Origin of the sequence: Mannheimia haemolytica (genome assembly GCA_900638155.1) — a bacterium.
GTDB classification, from domain to species: Bacteria; Pseudomonadota; Gammaproteobacteria; order Enterobacterales; family Pasteurellaceae; genus Mannheimia; species Mannheimia glucosida.
This window is the reverse complement of sequence record LR134495.1, coordinates 1556702-1574842: the sequence shown is the minus strand read 5'-3', so window position 1 is coordinate 1574842 and position 18141 is coordinate 1556702. Positions and strand designations below refer to the sequence as shown.

At 37.9% G+C, this 18141-nt stretch carries 17 protein-coding genes; 12 read left to right on the top strand and 5 right to left on the bottom strand.

Translation table 11 applies throughout. The features are described from left to right. Positions 1 to 10: 10 nt before the first annotated feature. Together EL242_RS07695 and EL242_RS07690 are read right to left on the bottom strand one after the other, a co-directional pair. Positions 11 to 952, bottom strand: coding sequence for a TIGR03756 family integrating conjugative element protein (locus EL242_RS07695; protein ID WP_012340815.1), 942 nt, complete (start codon positions 950 to 952; stop codon positions 11 to 13). After that, positions 949 to 1392: a TIGR03757 family integrating conjugative element protein gene (locus tag EL242_RS07690; protein ID WP_012340813.1), complete on the bottom strand. Its 444-nt coding sequence runs from the start codon at positions 1390 to 1392 to the stop codon at positions 949 to 951. Before EL242_RS07690 ends, EL242_RS07695 begins: the two co-directional genes overlap by 4 nt. A 373-nt stretch (positions 1393 to 1765) precedes the next feature. Between EL242_RS07690 and EL242_RS07685 the strand changes: the two genes are divergently transcribed. The 10 genes from EL242_RS07685 to EL242_RS07640 all read left to right on the top strand — a co-directional run bounded on the left by EL242_RS07685 (position 1766) and on the right by EL242_RS07640 (position 10675). Continuing rightward, the gene (locus tag EL242_RS07685) at positions 1766 to 2119 is read left to right on the top strand and encodes a hypothetical protein (protein WP_012340812.1); all 354 of its coding nucleotides are present in this window, start codon (positions 1766 to 1768) and stop codon (positions 2117 to 2119) included. A 71-nt stretch (positions 2120 to 2190) separates the two neighbouring features. Then, positions 2191 to 2436 carry a hypothetical protein gene (locus tag EL242_RS07680; protein WP_012340811.1) on the top strand — a complete coding sequence of 82 codons (246 nt, stop codon included), beginning with the start codon at positions 2191 to 2193 and terminating at the stop codon, positions 2434 to 2436. Positions 2437 to 2534: 98 nt separating this feature from the next. Next, positions 2535 to 2930, top strand: a complete 396-nt coding sequence (locus tag EL242_RS07675) for a hypothetical protein (RefSeq protein ID WP_012340810.1) — start codon at positions 2535 to 2537, stop codon at positions 2928 to 2930. A gap of 77 nt (positions 2931 to 3007) precedes the next feature. Then, positions 3008 to 3850 (top strand): hypothetical protein, encoded by an 843-nt coding sequence (locus tag EL242_RS07670; protein ID WP_012340809.1) that lies wholly within the window; start codon positions 3008 to 3010, stop codon positions 3848 to 3850. Between the two features lie 115 nt (positions 3851 to 3965). Further along, complete coding sequence (locus EL242_RS07665) at positions 3966 to 4373, top strand: hypothetical protein (RefSeq protein ID WP_012340808.1); 408 nt, start codon at positions 3966 to 3968, stop codon at positions 4371 to 4373. Positions 4374 to 4617: 244 nt separating this feature from the next. Then, a complete protein-coding gene (locus EL242_RS07660; protein ID WP_012340807.1) occupies positions 4618 to 5592 on the top strand; it encodes an ArdC family protein in 975 nt (324 codons plus the stop codon). 139 nt (positions 5593 to 5731) lie between these two features. Beyond that, positions 5732 to 6478 (top strand): hypothetical protein, encoded by a 747-nt coding sequence (locus tag EL242_RS07655; protein WP_012340806.1) that lies wholly within the window; start codon positions 5732 to 5734, stop codon positions 6476 to 6478. A 72-nt stretch (positions 6479 to 6550) separates the two neighbouring features. Then, entirely contained in the window at positions 6551 to 7348 is a 798-nt protein-coding gene (locus EL242_RS07650) for an N-6 DNA methylase (RefSeq protein ID WP_012340805.1), read from the top strand. A gap of 427 nt (positions 7349 to 7775) precedes the next feature. Then, entirely contained in the window at positions 7776 to 9755 is a 1980-nt protein-coding gene (mobH, locus tag EL242_RS07645; RefSeq protein WP_025235805.1) for a MobH family relaxase, read from the top strand. Between the two features lie 107 nt (positions 9756 to 9862). Next, positions 9863 to 10675, top strand: a complete 813-nt coding sequence (locus EL242_RS07640) for a tyrosine-type recombinase/integrase (protein WP_373419113.1) — start codon at positions 9863 to 9865, stop codon at positions 10673 to 10675. A gap of 353 nt (positions 10676 to 11028) precedes the next feature. On the opposite strand, the gene EL242_RS07630 is transcribed toward EL242_RS07640, so the two are convergent. After that, the gene (locus EL242_RS07630; protein WP_126302159.1) at positions 11029 to 11928 is read right to left on the bottom strand and encodes a tyrosine-type recombinase/integrase; all 900 of its coding nucleotides are present in this window, start codon (positions 11926 to 11928) and stop codon (positions 11029 to 11031) included. Between the two features lie 149 nt (positions 11929 to 12077). Between EL242_RS07630 and EL242_RS07625 the strand changes: the two genes are divergently transcribed. Next, positions 12078 to 12515, top strand: coding sequence for a DNA-binding protein (locus tag EL242_RS07625; RefSeq protein ID WP_012340802.1), 438 nt, complete (start codon positions 12078 to 12080; stop codon positions 12513 to 12515). A 731-nt stretch (positions 12516 to 13246) separates the two neighbouring features. Here the strand turns inward: EL242_RS07625 and EL242_RS07615 are convergent. Next, a complete protein-coding gene (locus tag EL242_RS07615) occupies positions 13247 to 13810 on the bottom strand; it encodes a PBECR4 domain-containing protein (protein WP_223667064.1) in 564 nt (187 codons plus the stop codon). A gap of 814 nt (positions 13811 to 14624) precedes the next feature. Then, positions 14625 to 15140, bottom strand: coding sequence for a single-stranded DNA-binding protein (locus EL242_RS07610; RefSeq protein ID WP_126302158.1), 516 nt, complete (start codon positions 15138 to 15140; stop codon positions 14625 to 14627). Positions 15141 to 15294: 154 nt separating this feature from the next. On the opposite strand from EL242_RS07610, the gene uvrA reads away from it, so the two are divergent. Then, on the top strand, positions 15295 to 18123 hold the full coding sequence (uvrA, locus tag EL242_RS07605; protein ID WP_126302157.1) for an excinuclease ABC subunit UvrA: 2829 nt from the start codon (positions 15295 to 15297) through the stop codon (positions 18121 to 18123). Positions 18124 to 18141: the final 18 nt, after the last annotated feature.

The window sequence follows — 18141 nt, the reverse complement described above, 5'->3', positions numbered from 1 at the left end:
CCCAATGTTATTAGTGTGACCAATCAATACTGTAAAGGAATGTTTGCCCACGGCGTTTGCAACAACTATAAGGTCGCCATAATGCCCAAGCATAATCACCTTGATTTGAAATTTGAGAAGAATAGGTATCTGTTTGCCCTCCATTAGGAAAAACAGAGCAGGTATTTGACATTTGAGGGTAAAGTATTTGCCATTTATGTGTTCTTGCTTGTCCCTCTTCGACCGGTCCTGGAGGCCATTCTCCTGCACCACCTGTTTTGGCTGCTGGGAAATAAATGTGTGGCTGAGCTGTTCGGCTCACAATGTCTGCCACTCTCTGCACAATGGTCGCAGAGGCTTTATAATCGTGTGCTTGGGTTACCCAACCGGAACGTGGGTAAATATTTCCCCAGCTATCGCCTACACGGCCAACTTCCCGCATTCCCGGAGTCAGAGCTTCCGGGTAAAACATTTCCGGCATATTTTCACGCCAGGCAAAAAAATCCAGCCCACTCAAAAAGTAAGGCATAAATGGCGTAGTTTGAGTTTTACAATAGTACCCCGTATTTCCTAATAATTGACCGATAGCTCCTTGTGGGTGTCCAAACGCATCCGCATTTTTGAAAGTGAGTTGAGAGTATTGGCGTTGTGGAGAACGGTATTCTCCACCTTTTACACCAGGATTGAGAGCTTGTAATTCTGTCCATGGCGTTTGCCCATCGTGGTTATAAGATGAAACAACCATTTCAGGTAAATAATGCTTAATTTTGGTTGATGTGCGAACCTTACATCCAAAGTAGGTACAAAATAACCAAAAACAGGTTCCAACAACTTTATATTCCAAACAGCTTGTTGAGGCACTTGATGCAGCAATGGAAGCGGTATTCAATGAGGCTCTGGCTGGTTGAGGATATAAGGTTGTTGGGACAGCTAAACTGGCAGAGATCAGTATCGTAAGAAACGTTTTTTTCATTTTGATTCACCTTGTTGTTTAACCCATTTATGCCATTCATCTAATGCTTTCTGTACGTCAGTCGTACCATAAATCACACTCGGAGAAGATTGTGGATTATCAAAAAACACCGCAGGTACTTTCTTAATGCCATTTTGCCATCCACTGATCACGCCTTGATAAGCGTCTTTTAATTGTTGCTCTTGGGCTTTCCAATCTGCTGAATTAAAGAATGCACGCATTTCTTGTTCGGCAATCTCTGGTGATTTACTGAGGTTTCGACTGATTGACTCTTCAAAATTCTCTACTTGGTCAAGATAATAAATCTGGGAAGCAAGTTGTGAATTTTGAATAGGGTACATCTTTGTGGTATAGACGATGATATTGGGTTGTGCTTGTGCAAGGGGCGAAAACACACCTGTTACTATACTGCAATATCCCAGAAATCTACTTACTTTCATCACGCTCTCCTCCCGAACAAATAAGCAGAAAATTAGCGAGATTTTTATGTTGAGGATAGGAAAAACTCTTTTCAAAAAAGAGATATTTTTTGAACAAAAAAACGGTTGATTTTATTGGAGGAATTCGTATGATATTAAGCATTAAGACGCTGTAGATACAGCCCTTAAAAGTCGCATAACTCTTGAAAAGCGGCGGCTATCCTTAGAGGTAGTTGAGTTATTTACCCAAAATGTCTCCCAGCATTCTGAAAGGGAACTCTGCAAATTTGCAGGAATGCTACCTACACACCTACCTTCCGAGGGATATTTCAATTCCCTTGGAATTGCGATCTCCTGAGGAATTTTATTCACTTAACTTTTAGGAGAACTCGCTATGAGTCAACAAACCGCAGGATGGGATGTTATCCCGTTTGAATCATCCAAAACCGTAAAACCTTCTCTTTTTTGGAAACTTGGCAACAAGCTAGGTAATATTTTTGTTTCAGCGAAACATAAAGCCAAAAGCAAGTATGTTGAAGTCACCAAAGGCATCAATCAACGGATTGCTGAAGAAGATGAAATGCGAGCCTTAGAACTGCAAATGTGCTTAGACGAACAAGCAGCCGAATATGAACAGGAAATTTCCCGCATTAAGCGTAAGATGTTTTTCTGGACTTTGTTGGCTGCCATTATTGCCTTTGTATGTGGTATGGCTGCCGTTTTTGGTACTCAGCTCTCTTTAATCTAATTTAACTCACCCATCGGGGAAATGTTGTTTCCCTTAAGGGGAATGCATTTCCCCTTATTCTGGAGAAATGTATGTTAGTTCATATTAGACTTTCCTGTATTGGAGATGTTTTACCAACTAAACTTAATGAATGGACATCAGAGCATCAAGCCTTACAGCAAGAAATTAGTCATAGAGCTTTAGAAGCGTGGCAAAATCGAGATAAGGACATCAAAAGCGTGCGATTTATGCAACAAATGCCGTCTCGGCAAGGACTTAATTTTCGCTTTCTGAGTGTGTCCGAGCAGAACGGCAAGCTAATTGTTAGTCGAGCATAGGCAACTTCATATTCACATCCTATTCTTATACCTCACAAGGGGAGGCATTATCCCCAGAGGGAAGTAATGTTTCCCTTTTATTTTTTAGGAGAAACATTATGGCTCGTAAAAAAATTCAATATACCGAAACAGATTTGCACTTATACAGTGTACTTTGGAATTTACGCCATGCACATGATCTATTCAGTGTGAAATTAGAGCGTGAGACCAAGTTTGGCAAAGCATTTTCTGTTTTTTCTCGCTTTGATGTCTGCCCGTCTTATGGCGAGGTTGATATTACTTACCTTGTTGTTAAAGCAGGAATTCGCAAAACCCTGAGAGGGTTTGCTTATGTTGGTGGAAACGGGTTTAGTCATAGTCGTCATTTGATGAGTACATTTATGTATCTTGTCAGAGAAATCTTGGTTGAACACAATTGGATTTCGGAAACAGAACTCTATGATCAACCTATATCCGTTTATAAATTCAGAGCGATTAACTTCGATAAGTGGTAATCAATCTTTCACCCTTTCGGGAAACACAATTTCCGGAAAAGGGTAATGTGTTTCCCTCTAATTTTAGGAGAAGCGCAATGTCTGGCTCAGTCTTAAACACTTATTTTAAACACGCTCTTGTTAAAGCTGGTTTTCCTAATTGCTTAAACATTGAGTATTCACTTTCTCATTGTCAAGGCGATGGCGTAGCATTCTACGGTAGGCTTAATACGGAGACGTTAATTAATCTTTTCAACAAGCTAAATCCTCAGAAACGCACACAAAAAATGTTTTCTAATCTGCTGAATCACATTGAATCTTGGGAGCCTCACTATGGCGTGGATTTTGAAATCATACGAAATAGTTTTGGGTACCGCTATTCGCATTGTAATACGATGGAGCTTTCTGTTAGAACAGCAGATGATTTGGCATTTTTCTATGATCGTGATGCCCGAAAAGAGTGGTATTTCCCTACATCAAAAGTGGAAAAATACAAAGCCCTGTGGGATGGATTTATTCAAGATTTAGGTCAGTATATTAAAGATACTTCCTGTGCCTTAGAATCGAATGGCTATCAGATTATTGAGGCCTCACCGTATCAGACGGAAACTATTTTCAAATTTAACACGGAAAACTATCTGATAGAACTTAAACGTAAATCCTCTGAATTTTATTCAGAGTCTGTTGATTGGCTATGTGGTGATGTCTGCGATTTTGAGGCAATGATAGAGGAAATCCTACAAGGGAAACTTTGCTATGCTGATTTTGTAGCAACCGTTACTGATAAGGAAAGTGGCATTCAACTAGGTAGCGATGAAATTACAGGCGTAAGCTATTCGCCGACAGACCATTCATTGAGTGGTTATCGACAAGAGCTTATTAGTAATGCTATAGCTTCTGCTCGTAGTAATGCCGCACGTTTTGCCTACTTGCATGCCTGATTTGTAGGTTTTTTATTTCAATTTGACCGCTTATCGAGATTGTTTTTTACCCTGTGGGGAAATATTTTCCCTATAGGTAAGATGTTTCTCCACTTTTTTCTTTTGGAGAAACATTATGAAACACGATTTAGATTTACTCAAATACATCTGGGATAACCGCAATTTAAATAATAAAGCCTACCAATACCTATTTCACATTTGTATAGAGCCAATGAGAAAAGGAGATTGGAATCGTTATACAATTTGGCTGAATAACAACGGTAATTTAGTTAATATTTCTGCTGTTGTATATGAAATTGTGAGCTCTCAACAGTTAAAAGATGATATTAAACTTTGGCAGGATATGCAGTTTCATTGTCGCCCAGTAAAAGTTGAAACAACAGGTTTTATTTCATTTCTATTACATCAGTTTTTCAATGGAATCACCCATGTTTTGCTGGAGCAGGGAATGATTACGGAAACAGAAGCTGCGGAAAAAAGTTATCACTTTATTGCTGCTAATAGCTTTCAACGTTTACTTTAATGGATCTGAAATAATGTAACTTTGTATTACCAAAGTAATTTTCGATATGAGGATTATGTTTAACTTGAATCAATACTGATTAACAAATTATCTGTAGTTACTGCATTATAGGCAGTTCTACTGGTTTTGATGAACCTAGAAAAACTATCTCTGTTGAGATTTTAAACCACCCATCGGGGAAACTAGTGCCCGATAAGGGTAATAGTGTTTCCCCATTTTCTACCTGAACTTTGGAGAAACACTAATGAACACTCAAACTAAATTTGATTTATACCAACATATCACAGACCGAATTGTTGCAGCACTGGAACAGGGGACTGCACCATGGTTAAAACCGTGGAGTCATCCAGAATGTAATATGGCATTACCTCGTAATGCGGTCTCTAACCGATTGTATTCTGGTATCAACACACTATTACTCTGGATTGCTACCGCAGAATACGGTTACAAACAGAGTAAGTGGATTACAGCAAAAAAAGCTAACGAGCTCGGCGGATATATCCGTAAAGGTGAAAAAGCTACTGTTGTAATGAACTACCGTCCTGATAAGAGAGAAAAACTTGATGAGGAGGGAAATATTGTGTATGACGAGGAAGGTAATCCAGAAATTGAACAACACTTTTTCATTAAGAAGCACAATCTGTTCAATCTAGACCAGTGTGAAAATTTACCCGAGGAACTGTACGATCCTATATCAGAACCTAAACAGCCTACATCGGATCCAAACCAATACGAGATTTTTGCTGATATTCGGCAGATTATCAAAGGAATGGATTTACACGTGGAAATGAAACCGAGTAATCGGGCATATTATCAACCCAGTGCAGATTTAGTTGTAATGCCGGAAATAAAACAGTTTGAAAATGCTCAAGCGTTTCATAGTGTGTTATTGCACGAAATGACTCATGCAACTGGTGCTGCTAAAAGGCTCGATCGTGAGGGTATTACCTCCGGAAAAGCAAAATTTGGAAACAAAGTCTATGCTTTTGAGGAGTTGGTTGCCGAAATGGGGGGAGCATTTTTGTGTGCCTACCTTGGATTTGATACGGTACCTCAAAATGCGGCATATATTGAAAGTTGGATAAGAGTTATAAAAGAAGATAAACGGGCTATTGTCCGGGCTTCTGGTAAAGCTCGTGAAGCTTGTCAATATATGTTAGATGCATTAAATATCTCACAGCTGGCTGATAAAAACGAGGTCTTTGAAGAAGCAGCTTAACTCTTTGCTGAAAGGTACTTTCAACACAATCTTTCATAGTAATACATAATCCTTTAGGAATTATGTATCGATTATCTTTTAACCCTTGGGGTACATTGCCTCAAGGCAAGTGTACCCCTACTTTATTTAGGAGTACATTATGCCAAACTGGTGTGAAAATAAACTACAAATTTTTTGCGATTGTATCCAAGCTAAACAAATTATTCCTAAGCTTTTCAGAAAAACTGAAAGTGATAAATGGTGTTTAGACTTTGAATTACTCGTTCCAATGCCAGAATCAATCTGCATTGAATCAAGTAGTCTTGGTGATAGAGCAATGGAATTTCTAAAAATTTCACCAAATAGACGTTTAACACGCCCTCTACTCAAAAAGTATATCTATGGGTCCGAAATTGATCGGATATATGCTAAGGCAAAGCATCATCGCTGGGATGTAGGTCATTTTATCAACTGGTTGATAAAACGTCCTGAACAACAAAGTATATTATGGCTAAACCTCGCATTAGGCCAGCAATATCTGTCTAACCTAGCTCAACATGGTTACAAAGATTGGTATGACTGGTCAAATGAACAGTGGGGCTGTAAATGGAATGTATGTTCAGATAGCTGTCAAGTTAGCTTTAATGATAATGGATCTATTAATTGCCTATTTGATACGCCATGGGGACCACCTGATGGTTGGTTCCAAGCACTTTGTACTGCCTTTCCTGACATTGAGTTTATACTTTCATTTTTTGAGCCGGGAATGTGGTTTGCGGGCAAATATATCGCAAATCTTGATGGCTCATACTGCAATATTTACATAGATGATAGGGGTATTCGCAGTTTTGCTGAGGAAGTCTTTAATGAAGAATTTGAAGATGAGTTCGAAGAGAAACTTGAATAGCCTTAATTAATTTTTCCACCCTAGGGGTAATTCCCTAGGGGGATTACTCCGTAAACTTTAAGGAGTAGTCTAATGGAAAACTTTGAAAAGCAATTTATCAGCTTATTTCAACGTATCGCACCACATTATCGACGTTCAGAAGTGTTTTATGATTTTATTACACTCTCTGCACTTGATATGTACCTAGTAACGTATCGAGATCAAGCAGAACCTAATTTGCGAGAACGCTTTGCTCATGCTAAGGCACGATATTCAGATTCTGAGTTTACTCAATTAGCAGAATTGTTAGCTGTTACGGTGAATGCTTTAACACAAAAACGCTATGATTTCTTAGGCTCAGTATTTATGAATCTCAATCTTGGTGATGGTTATAGAGGGCAATACTTTACACCATCTCACATCGCAGATCTAATGGCGAAAGTTACACTACAGGACTGTGATAGAATCATCTCACAACAGGGATTTGTTACTTTATCAGAACCAACTTGTGGTTCGGGTGTAATGGTGATTGGTTGTGTTAATGCGATGTTTGATGCGAAATACAATCCCCAACAACAACTTTGGGTTCATTGTCAAGATGTTGATTTTACAGCTGCCATGATGTGTTATATCCAGCTATCGTTATTACATATTCCTGCTTGTATTGTAGTTGGTGATACGCTATTGAATGAAACAAAAATTCAAATGTATACGCTGGCTCATTTGATGGGAAATTGGTCTCATAAACTGGAGCAACAAATTGCACCACTTGTAAATAGCACTACTGAGAAAGGCTGTGGTAACAATATAGAAAAATCAGTGATAGTGGAAGATTTATCTCAAATCTCAATTTTAGATGAAATTGATGATAATGAGCTAATATTTTACTAACAAATAATAGCCGCCTTAGAAATAAGGTGGCTAAATTATTTTATATCAGCAACTGAATTTTCAATAAATATTTGACTATTGATACCAACCGATATTGCCGACAGCATTTACTACCTTAATTTAACTCTGTGAATTGTGTCAATAGCATTTAAAGTCTATATTCTCCTAGCATTAGTGTAAATTGATACAAAAACTATTTAAAAATATTTGAGAGTTTTTAGATAACTTAACAGAAATATATTTATACACTACAAAATATATTCCAAGCTCACCCTAAATGGCAAAAGGATAAAGGAGTCCTTAAGGGCAAAGGATAACCCCTAAAGGGTGAAAGGTAACCTTTCCAAGGGGAAAGGTCTTGCCCAAAAGGGCAAAGGGCTAAACGGCTTTCATTTAACACAAAATTGATACTTTTCGGTCTCTTTCAATGCAATCAATTTTCAAGAAAATTTTTGGTAAACACACATCTCAAAGTGCGGTCAAATCTGACACTGTTTTCTCTATTGAGCAAGATGACGATGGTTGGCTATATCCCCAAAATGCTACTCAATTACTGAATACGGAATTACGTCAAAAGTATCTTGGACTACTTTGGCAACAGGTATCAATGAACCGTCAAATGTTCGAGACATTTTATCAGCAACCAATAGAACGTTACGCTGAAATGGTTCAACTATTGCCAGCTTCAGAATCACATCATCATTCTCATATTGGTGGAATGCTCGATCACGGTTTGGAAGTTATTGCTTTTTCAGCTAAAGCTCGCCAGAGTTATATTTTGCCACCGAATGTGGCTCCCGAAGAACAGTCAAAGCAGCGAGACGCTTGGACTGCCGCAGCAATTTATCTTGCATTAGTTCACGATATTGGCAAAGTTGTAGTAGATATTGAAATCACACTCAAAGATGGCTCACGTTGGTTTGCTTGGAATGGAGAACCTCCTGAACCGTATAAATTCAAATACATCAAAGGTCGAGACTACCATCTTCATCCTGTGATAGGCAGCTTCTTTGCAAATCAGATTATTCCCAAATCTGCATTTGATTGGCTGGCACAGTATCCAGAAGTCATTTCTTCTCTGATGTATGCAATGTCCGGACATAATGATAAAGCTGGGCTTTTATCTGAAATCGTGCAAAAAGCTGATCAGTATAGTGTTACCCTCGCACTCGGTGGCGATGTAAATAAACTGGTTCAACGTCCTGTCAATTCTCTGTCAAAGCAGCTTGTCTTGGCACTACGTTATTTACTGGAACAGAAAATCAAGTTAAATACTCCGAAAGGCCCTGCAGACGGTTGGTTTACCGAGGAAGGATTGTGGCTTGTTAGCAAAACTGCCGCTGATAATATACGAACTTACTTACTAGGGCAGGGGATTTCCGTGCCTAAGGATAATCCAAAGTTATTTGATGAAATGCAATCTCTCGGTATCGTAGAAGAATCTCCTTCTGGTGGGGCGATTTGGAGTTGCCGTATTCAAGCTGATTCAGGTTGGACACCGGCAAACGTCTTTACATTATTGAGAATTAAACCTGAAGTGGCTTGGGAGAATATTAATGATCGCCCAAATTATTTTTCCGGGAAAGTTAAAATAGTCGAGCAGATAATGGAAGATAGCAATATGGAAAATCATCCTCCATTAGTTGATGAAAGCACTAAACTTGTTACATTAGAGAATGTTCAACCAGAGACTATTATTACCTCTAAGGAAGTTGAAATATCTCAGGTAGAGGCAAGCTCAGATAATGCACCGTTCTCAGAAATCATCATAAATGATGAAAATGATTTAACCTCTTTTGTGCTGGATATGTTTGCACCTACGGAAAGCTCTGAGCCAAGCCTTGCTGATATTTCAATTGGTAAGGGACAGGAAATTGCAACGATGCCATCCAAACAAGAAGTACAGGATAAACCTACCACTAAAAAGCTCAACGTAACACAAAGTGCAGTAGAAACGCCCGAAACATTAACACTATCAGAGCTACAGTCACAGAATAAGGAGAACTCAATTACAGGAGATAACTTTGTAAATTGGCTCAAATCAGGTATTGCGACCAACAAATTTGCAATTAACAAGCCTACTGCCAAGCTCCATATTGTTGAAGACCACCTGTTTTTAGTTACCCCCGTTATTTTTGAAATGTATTTGCAGGAGAGTGGTCTGCCTTATGATAAGGAAATGATAAATAGTCTTCAGTATGATTTCCAAGGGCTAGGAATCCATTTACCTAAGAATACGACAATAAACGGTAAGCCAGATACCATCAATTTTTGGAAATGTGATGTAATTGGTCCGAGAAAGACTTCCTCTTTAACTGGATATTTGATAAAAAATACACATCTCTTCTTTGGGGATAAGACACTATTAAATAATCACTGTTTAACTTTACAGAAAGAGGAAACTTAAAATGACGACATCTATCTCTTTTGATTCGCTACTAGACCGATTTTTTTTTCTATCGTTACTATCTTCGCCCTGATACTAAGCGGAGCTATAATAATGTAATCCGAATTATCAAAAGACGTTACCCAAAGTTAAATGCAAATGAGATTACCACTGATATGCTAATTGAATGGCGTAATCAAATTGTTGGCGATAAAATCAAAGCTGTAACATGGAATAATTATGTCAGACATTTAAAATCGTTATATAACTTTGGTCTATCGCAAGGGGTACTCAATATAAATCAAAATCCATTTAATCAGTTATTTATTCGTGAATCAAAAAGAAGAAAGAAAACTTATTCAACCGAACAATTACATAAAATAGACCACATACTCAATAATAACATTCTATTACCTGATTTTCTAAAACCAAGTTGGTTTATTCTTGCGATTATTATGACATTGAGATGTACAGGCATTCGGCGAGGACAATTAGTGAAACTGAAAATTGGTGATGTAAATCTTTCCAACAGGACGATTTATATTTCGCCAGAAATCAATAAAAATCATGATTACCATATCGTACCGATTTCAGATTCACTTTATCTTCATATAGAAAGGCTTATTACAGAGTTAAAAATCAGAAAACAAACAGATAATTGCCAATTGTTCAATCTCAATTTATTTTCTCGATGCTCTCGAAGAAGAGGACAGCCAATGAGCCAAAATCAGCTTACGCATATATTTCGGCATATTTCTGACTTGGTCGGTTTTACTTCATCACCACATAGATTTCGACATACGGTTGCAACTCAATTAATGAAGAAGCCCGAAAATGTTTATGTGGTTCAGAAACTTCTAGGGCATAAGGATATCAGCGTAACACTAGGTTATATTGAGCACGATGTGGAAATGTTGAGAGAGACAGTGAATTTACTCTGATAAAAGAAAAATGGGAGAATATAATTTCTCCCACTTTTTTTCTATAAATAAATAATTTCTGTTTTATCTTCTAAATGAACTGATTTTATACCAATAATTTTGTCACCCTTAGGAAAATTATTCATGGTCCTAAGATTCAGTAAAGATTGTGGAATAAATAAGTGATCGTCATTTATCAATGTGAGAGCAAAGACTCTGGTTTTAGTTCTAAGAGCTTTATCAAAAGAAAGGTTTAAATAAATTGCACCCGATGACAAAGTTATCTCTGGATTAATTAAAAAATCGGGGCTGACGTAGACTAGCATACTTACTAATCTACGTCAGTCCCTTATTTTATCTATGTAGCATCATTTCTACAACGAATTGACATGTTTTCTTAGCATTTCAGGATCATTGTGAATATATGTTAGAGTTACAGTGAGATCTTTATGTCCAAGTAATTGCTTCACTGCATAGATATCCCCTGATTGCTTTAGGACTTCTGTTGCAGTTGTATGTCGGAATCGATGTGAAGTTACTGTAAATCCTATAAATTCAGAAATATGGCGAAAAAAATGAACTAGTTGTCCTTCTGTCATTTTCTTATTTCTTGATGTAGTAACTAATGAAAAGCGATTAATGTTAAATAACTGCTCATCTGAACTAGTGCTTCTAGCTCTTGATTCTAATATCAATCTTTTTAGGTATGGATATAATTTATCTGAAATTGGAATTTCATGGTGTTCATGATTCTTATTGGTTTCAGCTCTTATATTTATAATTTTGCTTGTCATATCGATATCAGAAATTTTTAGCTGTAATAGCTGGGATTGTCTGATAGCTGTATATTTTAAAGTGTAGATTAAAGCTTTAGTAAAATAAGCAGGTTGTAAATAATGAGGTAATTTCTCCTCATTTTCCAAAGAGATTTCTAAAAAATGGATTTGCCTTTCTGTTAGTAGTTTTTTCTTTGGCTTATCAGGTCTTACCATAAGGCCTTTAAATAAATTTTTAGGGTACTCAAATAGCTCATTATCTATAGCATAATTAAAAATAGCTTTAAGATGTCTGATATAACTATTCCAAGTAATTGGGCTCATTTTATTGAGGTAATACTTTCTCCATTCTAATAAGTCAAGCTTAGATATTTGTTCAGGTTCTTTATCTGGATAAAATTTAACAATCTGCGCTATTACATTTTGATAAGAACGTATAGTGGCAGGTCTATGATTCCGTTCTAAGAAAAATAAATGCAATAATTGTTCAAAACTCATACAAAACCTCATTTAGATAAGCGATCTTCAAATAGCACTCAATTTAATGTAGACTAGATCTCCTTGAATTAGCCTTGATCTTTTAAGTTAAAGTTAATTCAATTTAAGTTAAATTTAACTTAAATTTAAAATAAAGTCAATGAGGTAATATGAAAGAATGGTATACTCTTAAAGAGCTTTTAGATGTAGGAGGGCTCCCTTCAACACCACAAGGTATAATCTTATATGCTAAAAAAGATAAATGGCGTAGACGGCGTGTCTCTGGAGTGAAAGGTAATGTTTTTGAATACTACGTGTATGATATGCCAGAATCTGTACAAACTAGTTTAGGAGTAACTAAGGAAACTTTGGCATTGAAACAGGAATTGATAGATGATATTCAAAAAGAAAATGAAAAATTTCTAAATCAAATACTTTCTGATATAAAAAATGTTTTGCTCAATAGTGGGGTATTGAGAATTAGAGAAAGATTAAGCATTACTAAAGAAGAAGAAATTTTATTAAGCTATTATAGAAATAGCTCAGAACAAGATAAAACGACAATTCTTCATATGGTAGAAAGACTATCTAGAGCATCTAAAAATTAGATGTAAATCCCTTAATACTATTAATGATAAAGCTCTGTATATCGCTAGAATAAATTTAGAATATTTTCCCCTATGTATTCATAAGATAGTAAGATATGCTTCAAAATAAGCTAAAAGATATTTTTTAATATATTTCTAAGCAAGTAAGCCTTTCTTAGGTACTATATAGATTTTGATATACCGCTGTTACTCAATTAATGAAGAAACCGGAAAATATCTATGTCATTCAGAAATTGTCAATGCATAACGATATTAGTATTAAGCTCTGATATATTGAGTATGACATAGAAATGTTGAGAGAGTTTATTATTAGAGAGGATATCGCCCTTCTATACTTCATACTTATGGGATTATATCCTCTGTATTTCGTAAATATAAACCGTGAATACGTCCATTATGATGATCAAAGTTATTCTTTATAAGATCGTAAAATGAGCTATCATTATGTTCATAATGCCTAAATATGGCATAGGAAACCAAATCAGCTAATAAATTAATCTTGATGACTTTGAGTCAAGAAACAGCGGAGCTTCTGAGAAGTTCCTGAGCTTCCCATAAGTATGATCACTATCCTTAAATGTTCTTGCAAGTGCCTTAATTGACTTCTCCGTTGATGATTTATCAAAGATTGAGCTCCTTTGAGTATTGCCTTGATAATGCAAATGCCCAAGATTGTGAATTTACTCTGATAAAATAAAAATGGGAGAATATAATTTCTCTTATTCTTTTTTCTATAAGTAGATGATTTCTGTTTTATCTTCTAAATGAACTGATTTTATACCAATAATTTTGTTACCCTTAGGGAAATCATTCATGGTCCTAAGATTCAGTAAAGATTGTGGAATAAATAAGTGATTGTCATTTATCAATGTGAGAGCAAAGACTCTGGTTTTAGTTCTAAGAGCTTTATCAAAAGAAAGGTTTAAATAAATTGCACCTGATGACAAAGTTATCTCTGGATTAATTAAAAAATCTATAGAACTTAAAACAGACAACTTTTGGAATGTTGTGCCATCATTTTTTATATAAACCTTATTTAGGTCTATTTGTTTTAATAAGGCAAGATTAAAAAATTCACTCGCACCGGGTTCATAATATATTCCGCACAAGTGCATAAAATTGCTTCTTTGAAAGATAACGGATGTACTTTCTTTTTCAGTACTATATATCATTTCTTTACTAAGAAAATGATCTTTGAAAAAGATTGCGGCATTTCTTATATGCTCTAAATTATACTCAAATTTTTTCAAGTCATTAATGCTTAGTTTTTTGTATCCAGTAAATTTATTAGTCATATTTGCTTCTTTCATAAAGTATTAAGCCCACAATTAAGTGGGCCTAAATGTTGGTTTATTCTGGTGTCTGCCACCGCTAGGCCTTTACATCCTAGATTAGTATCAGAGTTTTCTGGTGCCTGCCACCGCTAGGCCTTTACATCCTAGATTAATATCAGATTGACGATGAGCCAACAACTCATTGCGTTATTAAGGTAACGCCACCTTGACAATCAGATTATAATGATTATCTCCTAAAGTCAAGCTAGTATATATTATATTTGTAATCTAACCTGTAAAAAATATACTATAAAATCATTATCAGGCTTTACAAACTTGAAAGAATGTGTAAGATCAGGATCGTCTGGAATTCGGACAGAAAATCCTAGTGGATGTATTGGCTGGATACATCGTAGTAAGTGTGTATTTGCGAATATTATTTGAACAGTTCTACGCACTTGATTCAAAATCCGCCGCCCATAAAGCGTGTCGGTTCGAGTCCGACCACTGGCACCACTCTAATATCTTTTCTTATTTACTATTAAGAATTTCTCTATTATCTTCCTATATCAATTTTTCTCAAAATATTGTATTTATAAACCCGTATAGATGGGAACTTTAGCCATTTATGTGAGAAATGGGGCAATAATAAATCTGTCAATAAGTTACTTATTAATCGAATGAAAAGTGGATTTATTAATTAATAGGGAACACTTCCAAGTAATAAGTGTTCCCTATTATTTTGAGTAAGGTAGGGGCGCTTTATATGAGTAGCTTTTTATTTCATCGAAATGCGGTGTATGGAACCCATGAGCTACTTAAGTCAATACTTTGATTAGAACGGAATATCATCATCAAAATTGTTCATTGCCGGTTCAGGCTGTGGTGCCGGTTTAGATTGCGGTGCAGCACTTTGAGTTTGGTTGTAGCCATAATTGCTGTTGCCTTGATTGTAACTATTACCCGCAGGAGCAGAATTTCCCCAACCGCCTGGCTGACCGCCCATATCGTTACCTTGACGGCTGCCGAGCATTTGTAATACATCGCCTTGAATTTCGGTAGTGTAACGATCTTGCCCGTTTTGGTCTTGCCATTTACGGGTGCGTAGGCGACCTTCTACATAAACTTGCGAACCTTTACGCAAATATTGTCCGCATACTTCTGCTTGACGGCGGTAGAAAACAATGCGATGCCACTCGGTTACTTCACGGCGTTCACCGGTGTTTTTATCTGTCCAGCTTTCTGAAGTTGCTACACTAATATTTGCAACCGCTTCGCCATTTGGCATTGTACGCATTTCCGGGTCGTTACCTAAATTACCGACAATAATAACTTTATTGATACCAGCCATAAAATCCTCTGTTTGCTAAATTAAACTAAAATTTACCAAGTATTCTACCTCAAAATCCAAAAGATGAACACCAAAAAACTGATATTTTGTACAGTTTTATTAAAATATGCGATAATGATCGAAAATTGAGAAAATAGCACTGGACATTAAAAATATGCAACATATCGATATTCGCGGAGCAAGAACGCACAACCTAAAAAACATCAACTTAACTTTGCCGAGAGATAAATTCATTGTAATTACCGGTCTTTCCGGCTCGGGCAAATCGTCTCTTGCATTTGATACGCTTTATGCGGAAGGGCAACGCCGTTATGTGGAATCGCTTTCTGCATACGCCCGCCAATTTCTCTCCTTAATGGAAAAGCCTGATGTGGATCATATTGAAGGACTTTCCCCAGCGATTTCGATTGAGCAAAAATCGACCTCTCATAACCCACGTTCGACCGTAGGAACGGTAACCGAAATTCACGACTATTTACGTTTATTGTTTGCTCGAGTAGGCGAGCCTCGTTGCCCTGATCACGATGTGCCGTTAGCTGCTCAAACCATTTCGCAGATGGTAGATAGAGTATTGGAAGAGCCGGAAGGCAAACGATTGATGTTGCTTGCTCCTGTGGTGAAAGAGCGTAAAGGCGAACACGTAAAATTATTGGAAAATTTGACTGCTAGTGGCTATTTGCGGGCTAGAATTGACGGTGAAATTTGCGATTTATCCGACCCGCCGGCATTAGAATTGCAGAAAAAACACACCATTGAAGTGGTGGTGGATCGCTTTAAAGTCAGGGCTGATCTCGCCACCCGTTTGGCGGAATCGTTTGAAACAGCGTTAGATTTATCCGGCTCTACTGCGATTATTGCGGATATGGATGACCCGAATGCAGAAGAAATTGTGTTTTCGTCCAGCTTTGCTTGTCCGCATTGTGGTTACTCTTTACACGAATTAGAACCACGCCTTTTCTCGTTTAATAACCCTGCCGGGGCTTGCCCGACTTGCGATGGCTTGGGCGTTGAGCAGTTTTTTGATGCAAAAAAAGTGGTGCAAAATGAAGAGGTTTCATTAGCTGCCGGGGCGATCAAAGGCTGGGATCGCCGTAGTTTCTACTATTTTGGTCTATTAAAAGCCGTTGCCGAGCATTATGGTTTTGATTTAGAAACGCCATTCGGGCAGCTACCGAAAAAATACCAAAACATTATTTTAAACGGCACTAAAGAAGAGATTGAGTTTGTTTATGTCAATGACCGAGGCGATAAGGTCAAACGTAAACACGCCTTTGAAGGGGTGTTGAATAATATGGCTCGCCGCTATAAAGAAACCGAATCAAACTCGGTGCGTGAAGAGTTGGCGAAGTATATTAATAATCGTCCTTGTATGGATTGTGAAGGCTCACGGTTACGCCGTGAAGCCCGTTATGTATTCTTAGATCAAACCAATTTGCCGATGGTTTCGGAAAAAAGTATCGGCGAGGCATTAACCTTTTTTGAAGAGCTGAAATTAGCCGGTCAGAAAGAAAAAATTGCCGAGAAAATCCTCAAAGAAATTCGTGAACGGCTACAGTTTTTGGTGAATGTTGGCTTGAATTATCTTTCGCTTTCCCGCTCGGCAGAAACTCTTTCTGGTGGCGAGGCTCAGCGGATTCGCCTTGCCAGCCAAATTGGTGCGGGTTTAGTAGGGGTAATGTATGTGCTGGATGAGCCTTCTATCGGCTTGCACCAACGAGACAATGAACGCCTATTGAATACTTTGGTGCATTTACGCAATTTAGGCAATACCGTGATTGTGGTTGAACACGATGAAGATGCGATCCGAGCCGCAGATCATATTGTGGATATCGGCCCGGGAGCCGGTGTACACGGCGGGCAAGTTATTGCACAAGGTACGGCGGCTGAAATTATGCAAATTGAGGAATCCATTACCGGACAATTCCTCTCTGGCAAACAAAAAATTGATATTCCGGCTCAACGTGTGCCTTATGATCCAACTAAATTGCTCACCTTATCGGGTGCAAGCGGTAATAATTTGAAAAAAGTGAAATTAGAGATTCCGGTTGGTTTATTTACTTGTATCACAGGGGTATCAGGTTCGGGCAAATCAACCTTAATTAATGACACCTTATTCCCTCTGGCACAGAATGCGTTAAACCGAGCGGAAAACAGCGATGTTGCCCCTTATGAATCGATTGACGGCTTGTCCCATTTTGACAAAGTAATCGATATTGACCAAAGCCCGATTGGGCGAACGCCTCGCTCAAATCCGGCAACTTACACCGGATTATTTACGCCAATCCGTGAACTTTTTGCCGGCACGCAAGAAGCTCGAGCCAGAGGGTATAACGTAGGGCGGTTCAGCTTTAATGTACGGGGCGGACGTTGCGAAGCCTGCCAAGGTGATGGCGTGATTAAAGTTGAAATGCACTTCTTGCCTGATGTGTATGTGCCTTGCGATCACTGTAAAGGCAAACGCTATAACCGTGAAACCTTGGAAATTCGCTACAAAGGCAAAACCATTCACCAAGTGTTAGAGATGACGGTGGAAGAGGCGCGAGAGTTTTTTGCCCCTGTGCCGATGATTGCCCGCAAGTTGCAAACCTTGATGGACGTAGGGTTATCTTATATCCGTTTAGGGCAATCTTCCACCACGCTCTCAGGCGGTGAAGCCCAACGGGTGAAATTAGCTACCGAGCTTTCCAAACGAGACACCGGCAAAACGCTCTATATTTTAGATGAACCGACCACCGGCTTGCATTTTGCCGATATTAAACAGTTACTCGGCGTGCTACATCGCCTGCGTGATCAAGGCAATACCATTGTGGTGATCGAACATAATTTAGATGTGATTAAAACCGCAGATTGGATTGTCGATCTCGGACCTGAAGGTGGCAGCGGAGGCGGTGAAATTATTGCCACCGGTACACCGGAAGAAGTGGCAAAAGACAAACGCTCTCACACAGCACGCTTCTTAAAAGAGATTTTGGCTAAAGGTTAACGTTCAACACAAGCGGTC